Source organism: Streptomyces sp. NPDC036815, from assembly GCF_055609205.1.
In genome coordinates, this window is sequence record NZ_JBVJPW010000005.1 from 290,254 (window position 1) to 304,601 (window position 14,348).

12 protein-coding genes and 1 riboswitch are annotated in these 14,348 nt (G+C 71.2%); of the genes, 5 read left to right on the forward strand and 7 right to left on the reverse strand.

What is annotated here, in order from left to right; translation table 11 throughout:
* Positions 1–197: 197 nt before the first annotated feature.
* Positions 198–728: a DoxX family protein gene (locus tag ACZ69I_RS14450; protein ID WP_470832343.1), complete on the forward strand. Its 531-nt coding sequence runs from the start codon at positions 198–200 to the stop codon at positions 726–728.
* A gap of 40 nt (positions 729–768) precedes the next feature.
* On the opposite strand, the gene ACZ69I_RS14455 is transcribed toward ACZ69I_RS14450, so the two are convergent.
* Complete coding sequence (locus tag ACZ69I_RS14455; protein WP_467670338.1) at positions 769–1,008, reverse strand: hypothetical protein; 240 nt, start codon at positions 1,006–1,008, stop codon at positions 769–771.
* Positions 995–2,401, reverse strand: coding sequence for a PspC domain-containing protein (locus ACZ69I_RS14460; protein WP_470832344.1), 1,407 nt, complete (start codon positions 2,399–2,401; stop codon positions 995–997). Before ACZ69I_RS14460 ends, ACZ69I_RS14455 begins: the two co-directional genes overlap by 14 nt.
* A gap of 207 nt (positions 2,402–2,608) precedes the next feature.
* Here ACZ69I_RS14460 and ACZ69I_RS14465 point away from each other — a divergent pair, with 207 nt between their 5' ends.
* Both ACZ69I_RS14465 and ACZ69I_RS14470 read left to right on the forward strand, forming a co-directional pair.
* Positions 2,609–3,898 carry an ATP-binding protein gene (locus tag ACZ69I_RS14465; protein ID WP_467670335.1) on the forward strand — a complete coding sequence of 430 codons (1,290 nt, stop codon included), beginning with the start codon at positions 2,609–2,611 and terminating at the stop codon, positions 3,896–3,898.
* Positions 3,895–4,626, forward strand: a complete 732-nt coding sequence (locus ACZ69I_RS14470) for a LuxR C-terminal-related transcriptional regulator (protein ID WP_470832347.1) — start codon at positions 3,895–3,897, stop codon at positions 4,624–4,626. The genes ACZ69I_RS14465 and ACZ69I_RS14470 overlap by 4 nt, the downstream gene beginning before the upstream one ends.
* Before the next feature lie 30 nt (positions 4,627–4,656).
* Here ACZ69I_RS14470 and ACZ69I_RS14475 read toward each other — a convergent pair whose 3' ends face one another.
* Positions 4,657–5,298, reverse strand: coding sequence for a hypothetical protein (locus tag ACZ69I_RS14475; protein WP_470832349.1), 642 nt, complete (start codon positions 5,296–5,298; stop codon positions 4,657–4,659).
* 78 nt (positions 5,299–5,376) lie between these two features.
* Complete coding sequence (locus tag ACZ69I_RS14480; protein WP_470832350.1) at positions 5,377–6,453, reverse strand: C40 family peptidase; 1,077 nt, start codon at positions 6,451–6,453, stop codon at positions 5,377–5,379.
* A 344-nt stretch (positions 6,454–6,797) separates the two neighbouring features.
* On the opposite strand from ACZ69I_RS14480, the gene ACZ69I_RS14485 reads away from it, so the two are divergent.
* On the forward strand, positions 6,798–7,151 hold the full coding sequence (locus tag ACZ69I_RS14485) for a hypothetical protein (RefSeq protein WP_467670327.1): 354 nt from the start codon (positions 6,798–6,800) through the stop codon (positions 7,149–7,151).
* 85 nt (positions 7,152–7,236) lie between these two features.
* Here the strand turns inward: ACZ69I_RS14485 and ACZ69I_RS14490 are convergent, their stop codons facing one another.
* Entirely contained in the window at positions 7,237–8,451 is a 1,215-nt protein-coding gene (locus ACZ69I_RS14490; RefSeq protein WP_470832352.1) for a C40 family peptidase, read from the reverse strand.
* A gap of 8 nt (positions 8,452–8,459) precedes the next feature.
* Positions 8,460–8,615: riboswitch (cyclic di-AMP (ydaO/yuaA leader) on the reverse strand.
* 241 nt (positions 8,616–8,856) lie between these two features.
* Here ACZ69I_RS14490 and pcrA point away from each other — a divergent pair.
* Positions 8,857–11,370 carry a DNA helicase PcrA gene (pcrA, locus tag ACZ69I_RS14495; RefSeq protein WP_470832354.1) on the forward strand — a complete coding sequence of 838 codons (2,514 nt, stop codon included), beginning with the start codon at positions 8,857–8,859 and terminating at the stop codon, positions 11,368–11,370.
* Between the two features lie 21 nt (positions 11,371–11,391).
* On the opposite strand, the gene ACZ69I_RS14500 is transcribed toward pcrA, so the two are convergent.
* Positions 11,392–12,846 (reverse strand): M23 family metallopeptidase, encoded by a 1,455-nt coding sequence (locus ACZ69I_RS14500; protein WP_470832356.1) that lies wholly within the window; start codon positions 12,844–12,846, stop codon positions 11,392–11,394.
* A gap of 182 nt (positions 12,847–13,028) precedes the next feature.
* Complete coding sequence (locus tag ACZ69I_RS14505) at positions 13,029–13,919, reverse strand: lipase family alpha/beta hydrolase (protein ID WP_467670319.1); 891 nt, start codon at positions 13,917–13,919, stop codon at positions 13,029–13,031.
* Between the last annotated feature and the right edge of the window lie 429 nt (positions 13,920–14,348).

Consider the following 14,348-nt stretch of genomic DNA (forward strand, 5'->3'; position numbering starts at 1 on the left):
AGAACCCCGAGCAGCACCCGGCGCGGCCACCCGCGCGGCCCCGCCCCCGCGTGTCTCTCCCGACCTGCTTCAGCTGACACAAAAGCCTCCCCCTGTGGCTTCCGGACCGATCTTCGAAAATCCGCCGCACGTCGGTGAGCAGCGGCCTCGCTTCGTACGTATCGTCAGAGACGGGACCACGCGAGAGGCGGAGTGCCATGGCGCACGGCATGCGGACGGACAGCCACATCGGCCCCACCCGCCATCTCAGGCGCGACGAGTGGCGCGACACCGCCACTCGCTACGCCCTGCTTCCCCTGCGGGTCTTCCTGGGCGTCACCTTCATCTACGCCGGTCTGGACAAGCTCACCGACAGCGCCTTCATGCAGGCGAGCGGCTCCGGCTCGATCGGCGCCACGATGGAGGGCATCCGCGACCTCTCCGCGATCCCCGCTCTCGTCGACCTGGCCCTCAAGAACCCCGTCGGCTTCGGCTACGCCATCGCCCTCGGTGAGCTGGCCGTCGGCATCGGCACACTGATCGGCCTGTTCGCCCGGGTCGCCGCGCTCGGCGGTGCGCTCATCTCGCTCAGCCTCTGGCTGACCATGAGCTGGCACGAGGAGCCCTACTACTACGGCAACGACCTGGCATACCTGATGGCATGGCTGCCGCTGGTGCTCGCCGGGGCCTCGCTCTTCTCCCTCGACGCGCTCCTCGCCGCCCGCCGCAGGAAGAAGACCAGCCCCTAGCCCTCTGGCACCGCAGCCCTCTGGCCGTCCGGCCCCGCGACTAGTCCCGCGACGCGTTGGTGTCCCGCGACCGGTCACCCGCGCGCGCCGTGCCTCTCGGGCGTATTCCGTGGACCGCCGCCGCCACGCCCGCGAGGAACAGACCGGCCATCACGAGCGGCAGGGCGACGAACCACGGTGTGTCCCAGGCGCCGCCCGCGTCGCCCGCGTACACGACGGCGACCGTGAGCAGGGAGAGCCCTGCCACCAGCTTGCCGGGGTGGAATTCATGACGTAGCACGGGTCACCTTCGCTTGTCCGACGCCGACTTCGAGGCGCAGATCGATCGTGCCGCCGTCCTTGCTGCCCGAGGGCGGCCGCAGCGTCACCTTCTTCTCGCGGCCCGGAGCGATGTCCAGGTCCTCGCTTCTGTCGTCCGGCAACACGATGTCGCCGATGCCCACTTCCGCGTCCAGCCGCACCGTGGCGTCCTTGGGCACGATCACCCTGAGGTCGCCCGCGCCGAGCTCGGCGCGGGTGGACAGCGTCCTGTCCTTGCCGAGCTCGACCTTGCTCAGGTCGAGGGTGCCTCTGCCGAGGCCCACCTCGTACCGGGGGCGGACGTCCGTCGCCGTGGCCGGTATCCAGTCCGTGCGGGAGTAATGCGTCGTGATGTTCTTCGGCAGGGCCGCCGCGCCGGCGAGCAGGCCGGCGGTGAGCACCGCGAGGACGATCGACCCAGCGCCGGTGCGCCCGGCGAAGGCGCTGATCGCGATGCCGAGGCCGAAGACCGCGAGCGCGCAGGCGAGACCCGCCTGCAACGTCGTGCCGAGCGGGTGCCCCTCCCAGGTCAGACCGGTGCCGAGGCCGCCCGCGAGCAGCGCGGCCAGGAAGACCATGCCGCCGATCCAGCGTGGCCCGCGGGGCTTGGGCGCGGGCGTCGGAGCGGCCTCGGCCGCCCCGCGGGGCACGCCCCGGTGCGCCGTCGGCTCATAGCCGATGTCCAGGCCCTCGGGGCCCCAGAAATAGCCCGACATCCCGACGTGCGTGCCGTCCTTGACGATCGGGTCGCGCCACCAAGAGGGGTACACCGCGACGGGCGGCGCCTTCGCCTCTGGCGGGGCGTCCGCCGCGGCCTGAGCCGCCACAGGGTCGGTGTCGTGGGTGTCGCGCTGCCGTGACCAGTACCCCGCCCCCACGAGGAGCAGGGCTAGGACGGTGGCGAAGGTGAGCGCCCCGCCGTTGTGCAGCAGCGTGAGGAAGACGCCGCAGCCGACGAGCGCGAAGAGCACGGCGGTCAGCGCCTGCCCGTCGACCCGGCCGGAGAGGAGCCTGCGCGCCTCGTTCTCCTCCTCGTCCTCGTACGGCACGAAGAGCCAGGCGAAGCCATAGAGCACCAGGCCGACGCCGCTCGTTATCGCCAGCACGGCGATGCCGATGCGGAAGATCACCGGGTCCATGTCGCAGTGCCGGCCGAGACCGGCGCACACGCCGCCGATCTTCTTCTGCCGCCGGTCGCGACGGAACTTCCGATCCTCCGCGGGAGGGGCTGCCGCGCCTGACGCCGCTGCCGAGCCCGCCGCGTGGCTGCCCGCGTGACCGCTCGCGGGACCGCCCGGCTCGCCGTACGCGGTGCGCACGACATCGCGGAGGGCGGCCTCGGTCTCCGTCTCGGCGGGCTGCTGATCTGTCATGTGTCCATGGTGACGGCCGCGGGCCCGCCGCGGCAGTCGGGACGACCCTGGACGAACCCTGATATCGCCCCTGAGGCTGCTCGGGCGGTACCCCTGATGCTTCTCGGGTGACACCCCTGACAGGGGCGGCACAGGGGCCGAGATCAGGGATGTCTCGGGGGCCGACCCTGATGCCCCCGCTCGCGCTCGCGTGTGAATATCGATGACATGCCGGAAGCCGCTGCATCACCCCTCGACGACGTCCGACCGCTGCGCAAGCTCTACCGCAGCGGTGACGGCCGTTGGCTGGGCGGCGTCGCGCGCGGTCTGGCCGGACACCTCGGACTGCCCGTGGTCTGGGTCCGGCTGATCTTCGTCGGCCTGTGCATGGCGGACGGCCTCGGCGGTCTGCTGTACGCGGCGTTCTGGTTCTTCGTCCCGCTCGGCGTGGGCGGCGTGGACGCCGAGCGCCCGCCCGCGGCCGTCACGACCGAGACGGCGCCGGACGGCCGCCGAAGACTCGTGGCCCGCAAGCCCGACAAGGGACAGCTCGTCGCGCTCCTCGCGATGGTCGTCGTCGCCATGGTCTTCGTCAGCAATGTGGACCTCGACGGTTCGACCAAGGCCTATGTCGTCCCGACCCTGCTCGTCGCCGCCGGTGTCGCCCTCGTCTGGCGACAGGCCGACAACGCCCGCAGGGCCCGCTGGATGGCCGTCGGCCGCCGCAGGCGCACCCTGACGCTCGCCCGGTCGGCGGCCGGTGTGCTCCTGGTCGGCGCCGGAGTGTCCGGCATCTTCGTGCTGCAGGGCTCCGCCGCGCACCTGGGCGCCGTGCTGCAGGCCTCGCTGGCCGTGCTCGTCGGCGTCGCGCTGCTCGCCGGCCCCTATCTCGTCCGCATGATGCAGGACCTCTCGGAGGAGCGGCTGATGCGGATCCGCGCCCAGGAGCGGGCCGAGGTGGCCGCCCATGTGCACGACTCCGTACTGCACACGCTGACCCTGATCCAGCGCAACGCGGAGAGCGCGAGCGAGGTGCGGCGCCTCGCCCGGGCCCAGGAGCGCGACCTGCGCGCCTGGCTCTACAAACCGGAGGGCACCGGCAAGGACGAGGACGAGGAACCCGACACCCTCGCCGAGGCGGTGCGCCGCAGCGCCGCCGAGGTGGAGGACAAGCACGGCGTTCCCCTCGAGGTCGTCGTGGTCGGCGACTGCCCGCTCGACGAGCGGCTGACCGCACAGATGCAGGCCGCGAGGGAAGCGATGGTGAACGCCGCCAAGTACGGTGGCGAGGGCGGCGCGGTGCAGGTCTTCGCCGAAGTCGAGGGGGAGACGGTGTTCGTGTCCGTCCGGGACCGCGGTCCCGGTTTCGACCTGGACTCCGTGCCGGACGACCGCATGGGCGTACGAGAATCGATCATCGGCCGCATGCAGCGCAACGGCGGCACGGCGCGGCTGCGCGCGGTGCCGGGCGGCGGTACGGAAGTCGAGCTGGAGATGGAGAGGACGGCGACGACATGAACGACGCGACCGGGGCGAGCGGGCCCGCGGAGCCGACCGGGTCGGACGAGGGCGGCGGTGCGGACGGGCGTCGTGTGCGAGTCGTCCTGGTCGACGACCACCGGATGTTCCGCACCGGGGTGCAGGCCGAGATCGGGCGGACCGACGTCACCGGCGTCGAGGTGGTCGGCGAGGCCGCCGACGTCGACCAGGCGGTCACGGTCATCACGGCCACCCGGCCGGAGGTCGTCCTCCTGGACGTGCACCTCCCGGGCGGCGGCGGGGTGGAAGTGCTGCGCCGCTGCGCGCCGTTGATGGCCGACGCGGAGAGCCCGGTGCGGTTCCTCGCGCTGTCGGTCTCCGACGCCGCCGAGGACGTCATCGGTGTCATCCGGGGCGGCGCCCGCGGCTATGTCACCAAGACCATCACCGGCACCGACCTGGTGGACTCCGTCTTCCGGGTCCAGGACGGCGACGCGGTGTTCTCGCCGCGCCTCGCCGGGTTCGTCCTGGACGCCTTCGCCTCCACCGACGCGCCCCCGGTCGACGAGGACCTGGACCGCCTCACCCAGCGTGAGCGGGAGGTCCTGCGGCTCATCGCACGCGGGTATGCGTACAAGGAGATCGCCAAGCAGCTCTTCATCTCGGTGAAGACCGTCGAGTCGCATGTGTCGGCGGTGCTGCGGAAGCTGCAGCTGTCCAACCGCCATGAGCTGACGCGGTGGGCGACGGCGCGGCGGCTGGTCTGAGCGCCTGTCGCTGACCGGCCGGGTGGGGCGTCAGCGGTGGGCCGCGGCGGCCGGGGGCAGCGCCGCACCCAGGTTCCGCAGCGCCCACCGGTAGTGGCCGACGGCCTTCGCGGCTCCGAGGAGGCCCGTCAGCCACACGATCATGCCGACGCCCATGCCGAGGACGACGTCGGTGTACGTCTCGCGGCCGGGTTCGGCGTGCGCGGCGGACGCGAAGGACGCCCACAGGCCGAGGGCGCACACGGCGAGGGACGACAGCAGCCAGAGGAGACTGAGGGCGGGGGAGCGCAGTCGGGCGTCGGACACCGGGTGGCTGTCCAGGGCGACCCAGGCGTCGGTGAGTTGGCGGATGCGCCGGTCGTGGCGGATGCCGAGGACGACGCCGGTCACCGCGGGGGCCAGCATCGCCAGGCCGAGGATCGCGAGGACCGGGCCCAGGATGAAGCCCGTGACGTCCTCGTCCGCGAGCATTCGGAACGGCTGGACAAGCAGTGCCCAGCCGATGGCGCCGCCGAGACCGCAGAGCCACAGCAGCAGGAGGCGGCCCACCCCGAGGTGCCGCCGCCGCAGCTCCACGAGGGCCGTGTCGCGGTCGGCGAGCAGCGTCCGACGGTCCGGCCAGGTCCGCAGATATACGGGTGGCGGGGGCGGCGGCAGCGTACGGCTAGGCATGCACGTGACATTACTGGGGGACGCCGGGACGGAATCGGCGGGTCGGCGGAGCGGATCGTGGGCGGGAGGCGTACCGGCTCACGCCACGCGGGTGGCTCCCGCGAACGGCATCTGGTCGATCGGGGCGAGCCGTACCGGGGCGCTCGGGTTGGGGGCGTGGATCATCTGGCCGTTGCCGACGTAGAGGCCGACGTGGCTGATGCCGGAGTAGAAGAAGACCAGGTCGCCGGGGCGTAGTTCGGAGCGGGAGACCCGTGTGCCCGCGGCGATCTGGGCGTAGGTGGTGCGCGGCAGGGAGACGCCCGCTGAGCGGTACGCGGCCTGGGTGAGCCCTGAGCAGTCGAAGGCGTCCGGCCCGGTGGCGCCCCAGACGTACGGGCTGCCGAGCGCCTTGTACGCGTAGGAGACGGCGGACGCGGCACGGGAGTTGGGCGCCTTGGCGGTACCCGCGGCGGGGGCGCCGCGGGTGGCCGAGCGGGCAGCGCGGTCGCTGTCGCGGTCGCTGTCACCGCGGGCGTCGTCCGGGGCGGCGAGTTCCGCGCGCTGTTCGGCGGTGAGCCGGGACAGCAGTCGCTTGGCCTCGCCGAGTTTCGTGATGACCGTTTTCTTGTGCTTGCGCAGCTCCGACTGGCGGGCGCGGAGCGTGGCCAGGCGGTCGTCGGCCGTGCCCCGCAGCTGGTCCATCTCCCGGAGCTGCGCGCGTACCTCGCGCAGGGCCACGGCCTGACGGCCGCCCGCCCGGTCGGCGCGCTCCGCGCGCTCCAGGAACCGCCCGGGGTCGGAGGAGAGCATGAGCTGTAAGGAGGGGTCGATGCCGCCCGCGCGGTACTGCGCGGCGGCGTACGAACCCAGGCTGTCGCGGGCGGAGTTGAGCTTCTCCGTCTTGCGGGCCGCCTCGTCGCGCAGCTCGCGGAGTGATTTTTCGGCCTTCTCGGCCTTCTCCTTCGCGCCGTTGTACTTCTCGGTGGCCGTCTCCGCCTCGCGGTAGAGCGCGTCGACCCTGGATTTCACCTCGGCGGGGCCGAGCTGGGGGTTCGCGTGCCCCGTGCCGTCGAAGGCGGTCGCCGACGCGGCTCCCGCGAGGGCGAGGGTGGCGGCCGTGCGGGCCGTGCCGCCGCTGAGCGAGCGCTGTCTGGGCTTGCGGTGCGCTGCCACGAAGAGGGGCTCCTTAGGTGTCCGGCGGCGGCCCGCACAGGGGGACGGGCCGCCGCCGGGTCTTTCGGCGGTGGTGCCCGACGGCCGCCCCGGATCGGGCGGCGGTGGGGAGCCGGACACCTGGTGGAGGACGCTAAACCTGGCCGTCACGGGTTGGTGAGGGATTGTGCGCAACTGGCGGAAGTGGGCGACCCGACGACCGGCTCCGACCGTGTCGATCACGGGGTGGCGGCTGCTTCGCGTACGGCCGTGACCGATGGCTCGATTGCGATGTGCCTGGCGGGGCGGGGTGGTACGGGGGCGGTGGCCGGGAGAGGAGGGGGACCCGGCTAGGCTCCGGCCTCATGGACCTACTCATCCATCTCTTCGTCGGCCTCCACATCATCGGCATCGGCTCGCTCCTGGGGGGTTTCCTGACCCAGATGAAGCAGATGGGCCAGGGCACGGCCCGCTTCAACCCCGCGATGCTGCACGGCTCGCTGACCATGCTCGTCACGGGTGTGGTCCTGGTGGGCCTCAACCAGGCGGACGACAACACGGTCAACAACGTCAAGATCGGCATCAAGCTGGCCCTGTTGATCGTGATCCTCGCGCTGGTCTACGTGAAGCGCGACGAGGAGAAGGTCGACAAGGGTCTGTTCGGCGCGGTCGGCCTGTTGACCATCGCGAACATCTTCATCGCGGTCCTGTGGACCTGATGTCCCGACCCGCATGAAAGTGGCCCTCCACGCGCGCGTGGAGGGCCACTTTCATGAGATGTGCCGCATGGGGCGGGTGCGACGGTTACGCCGGGCGCACCACGCTGTGGATCGGCATGTAGTAGATCGACTCGACGCGGACGTTCGCGCCCGGCTTCGGGGCGTGGATCATCTTGCCGTTGCCGGTGTAGATCCCCACGTGGCTGATGTCGTCGTAGAAGAACACCAGGTCACCCGGCTTGGCGTCGGCGGTCTTCACGGTCGTGCCGACCTTGACCTGGTCCCACGTGGTGCGCGGCAGGGAGATCCCGGCGGCCTTCCACGCGTCCTGGGTGAGCCCTGAGCAGTCGTACGAGTCGGGGCCGGTGGCGCCCCAGACGTACGGCTTGCCGATCTGGGCCTCCGCGAAGGCGATGACCTTCGCGGCCTTGGTGGCGTAGTCGCCGTCCTTGCTCCCGGAGCCCGAGCCCGAGCCCGAGCCGGAACCCGCATCAGAACCGGAACCGGAGCCGGACCCGGAGTCGGACCCGGAGCCCTGCTCCCGCTCCTTCTCCCGCCGGGCCGCCTCCTCCGCCTTGCGCTTGCGCGCCGCCTCGGCGGCCTGCTCGCGGGCCAGCTTCTCGGCCTTGCGCTGGGCCTCCTGCTTCTTCTTCCGCTCGATCTCCGCGAGCCGCGCCTTCTCCTGCGCCGTCAGCTCGGAAAGCACCTCGCGCGCGGCGCCCAGCTTCTTCTGGACGGTCTGCTTGCTCGTCCTGAGGTCGTCCCGCGAATCGCTCAGGGTCTCCAGGCTCTTCGCCGCCTTCGCGCGCTGCCTGGTCGCCGACGCCTGCTGCGTCGTGTAGGCGTCGACCGCCTTCTTCTGGCGCGTGGTCAACCGGTCAGCCAGGTGGTTCTGGTCGAAGTAGCCCTGCGGGTCGTTGGCCAGCAGCATGGTGGCCGTCTCGGAGACGGCGCCGGTGCGGTACTGCGCGGCGGCGAACGAGCCGAGCTCCTTGCGCGCGTCGTTCAGCTCGTCGGTGCGCTCGGCCACGTCGTCGAGCAGGCGGTCGACCTTCTTGCGCTGCTTGTCGGTGCGCTCCTTCGCCGCGTTGTACTTCTGCGTGGCCACGCCGGCCTGCTGGTAGAGCTCGTCGACCTTCTTCTGGACCTCTTCGAGGCTGGGCTTCACCGGCGCGGAGGGCGCTGCCTGCGCGCTCTGCGACAGGAGGGCGACGGAGGTGAGGGCCGCTGTCGTGATGCCGAAGGCGGGGGCGGTGCGAATTCCGGCTGTCCGGGTCCGCGGCTTGCGGTGCGACGCCAAGGGAGGCGACTCCTTCCGTAGACCGCCTACCGGGTTAGCTGTCGGGTTCGGGCGGGTGGTCCGGAAGGTTGCCCTACGGTCCCGTACTTCGTACGGGACCGATTCACCCCAAGTTTTCGGTGGGTCCCCGGCTCCGAACATGTCGGACTCGGCGGAGGCCACTCGTTCCCGGCGGGTTCGCCGGTGGGGGACGAGCGGCCCGCCGAGCACGCTAGCCAACTCGTGTGGTCCCTGTGAAGGTTGATGTTCGATATGCCCGATACATTTTCGTGACTTTCCGCGGCCCTGACGCGAGCATGTCGCCCGGATGCGGAGCGTGAGCGTCCGCGGGCAGCGCGTAGGCAGGTGTGAGGTGACCGGAACCCGCAGCGGGTTGTCAGTGGGGCCGCCTAGACTCGGGAGGCGATGAGCAGCCTCTTTGATGACAGCTTCCTGGCGGACCTGCAGCCTTCCCGGGCCACGGACGAAGCGCCCCCGCCGCCGCCCGAGGACAGCGCTCCGGAGCCCATTCCGGACGATCTGTTCGACGGGAAGTTCGACGCGCCCATGACCCGGGACTCGCACTACCGCGACGGTGCCCCCCGCCCGGTCATCGACCCGGCGACGCTCCTCGACGGGCTGAACGAGAACCAGCGCGCGGCCGTGGTGCACGCCGGATCCCCGCTGCTCATCGTCGCCGGAGCCGGCTCCGGCAAGACCCGCGTGCTGACCCACCGCATCGCGCACCTGCTCGCCGAGCGCGGTGTACACCCCGGCCAGATCCTCGCGATCACCTTCACGAACAAGGCCGCGGGCGAGATGAAGGAGCGCGTGGAGCAGCTCGTGGGCCCGCGGGCGAACGCGATGTGGGTGTCGACGTTCCACAGCGCCTGCGTCCGCATCCTGCGCCGCGAGTACAAGAAGCTGGGCTTCACGTCCTCCTTCTCGATCTACGACGCCGCGGACTCCAAGCGCCTGATGGCCCTGGTCTGCCGCGACCTGGACCTCGACCCGAAGAAGTTCCCGCCGAAGTCCTTCAGTGCCAAGATCTCGAACCTGAAGAACGAGCTGATCGACGAGGAGGACTTCGCTGGTCGGGCCGCCGACGGTTTCGAGAAGACCCTCGCCCAGGCCTACGCCATGTACCAGTCGCGCCTGCGCGAGGCGAACGCGCTGGACTTCGACGACCTGATCATGACGACGGTCCACCTGCTTCGCGCCTTCCCGGACGTGGCCGAGCACTACAGGCGCCGCTTCCGGCACGTCATGGTCGACGAGTACCAGGACACCAACCACGCCCAGTACGCACTCGTGCGCGAGCTGGTCGGCCCCTCCGGCGGCGAGGGCGACGACCCCGCCGAGCTGTGTGTGGTGGGTGACGCGGACCAGTCGATCTACGCCTTCCGCGGCGCCACGATCCGTAACATCCTCCAGTTCGAGGAGGACTACGCGGACGCGACGACGATCCTCCTCGAACAGAACTACCGCTCTACACAGACGATCCTGACCGCCGCCAACGCGGTCATCGAGCGCAACGAAAGCCGCCGTCCGAAGAACCTCTGGACCAACCAGGGCGCGGGCGCGCGCATCACCGGGTACGTCGCCGACACCGAGCACGACGAGGCCCAGTTCGTCGCCGACGAGATCGACCGCCTCACCGACGCGGGCGACGCCAAGGCCGGCGACGTGGCGATCTTCTACCGGACGAACGCCCAGTCCCGTGTCTTCGAAGAGATCTTCATCCGGGTCGGCCTGCCCTACAAGGTCGTCGGCGGCGTCCGCTTCTACGAGCGCAAGGAGGTCCGCGACGTCCTCGCGTACCTGCGCGTCCTCGCCAACCCCGAGGACGCCGTCCCGCTGCGCCGCATCCTCAACGTCCCCAAGAGGGGCATCGGCGACCGCGCGGAAGCGATGATCGACGCGCTCTCGCAGCGCGAGAAGATCTCCTTCCCGCAGGCCCTGCGCCGCGTCGACGAGGCGTACGGAATGGCGGCCCGGTCGGCCAACGCCGTCAAGCGGTTCAACACGCTCATGGAGGAGCTGCGGACCGTCGTCGAGTCCGGAGCGGGCCCGGCCGTCGTCCTGGAAGCCGTGCTCGAACGCACCGGGTACCTCGCCGAGCTGCAGGCCTCGACCGACCCCCAGGACGAGACGCGCATCGAGAACCTCCAGGAACTCGCCGCCGTGGCCCTGGAGTTCGAGCAGGACAACGGCCGGGCGGAGGGCGGAGGCCGGCCCGGGGAGGACGCGGGCGAGGGCGGCGCCCCGGCCGGTACGCTCTCCGACTTCCTGGAGCGGGTCGCTCTGGTCGCCGACTCCGACCAGATCCCCGACGAGGAGGACGACGGCTCCGGAGTCATCACCTTGATGACCCTCCACACCGCCAAGGGGCTCGAGTTCCCGGTGGTGTTCCTGACCGGCATGGAGGACGGCGTCTTCCCGCACATGCGCTCCCTCGGCCAGGTCAAGGAGCTGGAGGAGGAGCGCCGTCTCGCGTACGTGGGCATCACACGCGCGCGTGAACGGCTCTACCTGACGCGGTCCTCCATGCGCAGCGCCTGGGGTCAGCCGTCGTACAACCCGCCGTCGCGCTTCCTCGAGGAGATCCCGGACGCCCACCTGGACTGGAAGCGGACGGGCTCCGTCGGCGCACTGGCGTCGTCCGGCTCCGGGGGATCGGGACCGGCCGGGGGCATCGCCTCGTCGCTGTCGTCCTCGCGCTCGCGTGCCGGCGGGGCACAGGGCTTCGCCACGCGCCGCGCCTCGGAAAAGCCGGTGGTCTCGCTGGCCGTCGGCGACCGGGTCACCCACGACCAGTTCGGCCTCGGCACCGTGGTCGGCGTGAAGGGCACGGGGGCGAACGCCGAGGCGACGGTGGACTTCGGAGAGCCCAAGCCGAAGCGCCTGCTGCTGCGGTACGCGCCGGTCGAGAAGCTGTAACGCCCGGGGCGGCGGTCGGAGTTACGTCGGGTCGAGGTCGTGGCTGCGCAGCCACGGCAGCGGGTCGATCGCCGAGCCGCCGCCGGGGCGCACCTCGAAGTGCAGGTGCGGGCCGGTCGAGTTGCCGGAGTTCCCGGAGAAGGCGATGGGCTCGCCCGCCTTCACGGGGCCGCTGGAGATCTTGTGCGTGGAGAGGTGGCAGTACCACGTCTCCGTGCCGTCCTTGGCGGTCACGATCGCCATGTTGCCGTAGGCGCTGTTCCACTTCGTCGACACGGTGCCGTCGGTCGCGGCCAGGACCTCCGTGCCGTACGACACCGGGAAGTCGATGCCGGAGTGCGCGGACATCCAGTTGACGCCCGCCTGTCCGTAGTACGCGCTCAGGCCGTGCTGCTTCACCGGCAGCGCGAACTTGGGACGCAGCCGTTCCTTGCGCGCGGCCTCGGCGGCCGCCTTCTTCTCGGCCGCCACCTTCTGCGCCTTGAGGTCGATGCGCTCCTGGGTGCGGCTCGCGCGGTCGGCGAAGTCGCCCGCGTCCGCGGAGAGGTTCGCGAGCTGGGTGTCCAGCTTGTTGTTGGCGGCGGAGGGCTGCACGGACGTGGAGTCCGGGGCGGAAGCCGTCGTCTCCTTGGTGTCGTCCCCGCCGAAGTCGCCCACGGAGGCGGCGGCGACGCCGGCCACGCCCATCACGCAGGCCGAGGGCACCGCGACCGTGAGGAACGCGGAGCGTTTGGCGGGGGTGCGGCGGCGGGTCCGCGCACCGTTCCCGCTGCCGCCGGAGCCACTGCCGCCCTTGCCGCGGGAGGCGCGGCGGGAGGCGGCCGGGGTCTCCGTGGCCGGGTCGGGAGAGGCGCTCGCGGTGTCGGTGCCGGATGCGGTGCCGTTCTCGTACGGGGTGTCGCTCTCGTACGGGGCGTCGCTCTCGTACGGGGCGTCGGTCTCGTACGCGCCGTCCGGGGAGATCTCGTACGCGGGGGGCGCGTCGTGCGTCTCGCCCGCGGAGTTCCACGCCGTGGCGTCGTACGCGCCGGTGTCGAGGGTCTGCGTGTCCCACTGGCCGGTCTGCGGTGCCTGGTTCCAGGCGGCGGGGGCCCACTGGCCCGTGGAGTCGGGGCCCGGCTGCGCGGGGATGTCGATGAGCTGCTGATGACCGCCGGTCGACCACATCGAGCTGTCGTAGCTCTCGGCGTCGTACGTGGCGGCGTAGTACTGCGCGGCGTACGCGTCCTGGGTGAGCGTCTGCTGCGGCCCCGTGGTGGTCGCCCACTGTCCCGTGTCGTGACCGCCGCCCGGCATGTCGCCGAAGAGGGGGTCGACGGCGAAGGTACCGGTGTCGTACGCGCCGGTGGAGTAGGGGTCGTAGCCGTAGCCGCCGTGCTGGGCGCTCTGTGGGTCGTACGGCGCGTAGTGCGCGTGGTCGGCGCCGGGAGCCGAGGACGGGGGAGTCGAGCTCCCCGACGGGTGACGGTCGTTCACCAACTTCTCTTTCGCCTCGGCAGCAGGGGCAGAGCAGTGCGGTGACTGTACCCGGCGGTATACGGGCGCGACAATCTTCGGCAGGTTTCGCGGTTTCAGGAAACGGGCATTCGGCCGTCTTTCGGCGGACTGTGGGCACAGCTTTGGCCTGGCGTTCGACGGCCGTTCGATGAAACTGCGGGTCAGGCGACCGTCAGGCCGCCCGGTGCGCTCCGTGCGTCGGCCCCCGGGTGCGCCAGATCCAGGGCCTGGCGGATGCCGGTCGCGACCGCGGGATGCACCGGCAGCGCGAGGTGACCGATGCCGGTCACCCGGACGTTCTGCGCGGTCAGGTCGGGGTGGTCGACGCAGGCCGTTTCCAGCGGATCCATGATCTGGTCGAGGTCGCTCCAGAAACTCACGAACTGCGTGCGGCAGCCCGGTGCCGGTTCGTTCAGCTCCTCGATCACGTCGGAGCCCGGACGCATCTGCCGGACGATCGGGTGTGCGTCCGCGAGCGGCACGGCGCGGGTGCCGGAGTGCGGGGTGCCGAGCGTGACCAGGGTGCGGACGCGGGCGTCGCCGCCGAGCCGCTGCGCGTAGTAGCGGGCGATCAGACCGCCGAGGCTGTGCCCGACGACGTCGATCCTGTCGTGTCCCGTGCGTTCGCAGACTTCTTCGACGTGGCGGCCGAGCAGCTCGGCGGCGACGCGGATGTCGCAGGTGAGCGGGGAGTAGTTGAGGGATTCCACGCAGCGGCCGCCGTGCTGCGACAGCGCGCGGCGGAGCAGGACGAAGACGGAACGGTTGTCGATGAAGCCGTGCAGGAGAAGTACCGGTGGCCTGCTGTCCGGTGGCAGGCGCGGGGCGTCCGGGGGCGGTTGCAGCGGGGCCGCGCGGCGTTCCTGGGTGATGCCGGAGGGGTAGAGGAGGAGGTGGCCCGTGAGGATCGTCAGCTCCAGGGCCGTCGCTTTCAGGAGGGCCACGGAGAGTCTCGGGAGCTGGAGGGGGAGCGTCGGGAGTGGCCTGCTGCCGAGGATTCTCGGCAGCAGAGCGCTGAACGGACGAAAGGGGCGGGCCCCTGTGACCGGCATCGTCGACCTCCCGACGGCGCACGGAAGGACGGCTCTGTCCCCCGTGTGCCCTAGGGGGAGTCATGGTCGAGGAGTCGGCTGCGCGATGGCGATATGGGCCCCCGTGGAGGGGTGGCTCCGTGCCCCCGTTGCCCCGCCGATGTGCGGCGTCACCACGCCGTGCGGCTGCCGGCGCGGTGGTCCGGCGATCTCGATGTGGCTCCCCTCGCGCCTGGTCCCGATGCGGAGCGTGAACCCCTGGGTAACGGATGGCGCGCAGCGAACGTGTCCCACCGTGTGATTTCCCCCTCGCTCTGCACCGTGAAACTGCCGCTTGCGCGATGCTGGGGATAACGTTCGTTCACTTCCCCGGCCGGTGCGGTGCGGGGTATCCGTGCCGGGACCGACTGTTGTCGGTCGCCGGAACGGATATCGGTACATGGAGGCAGT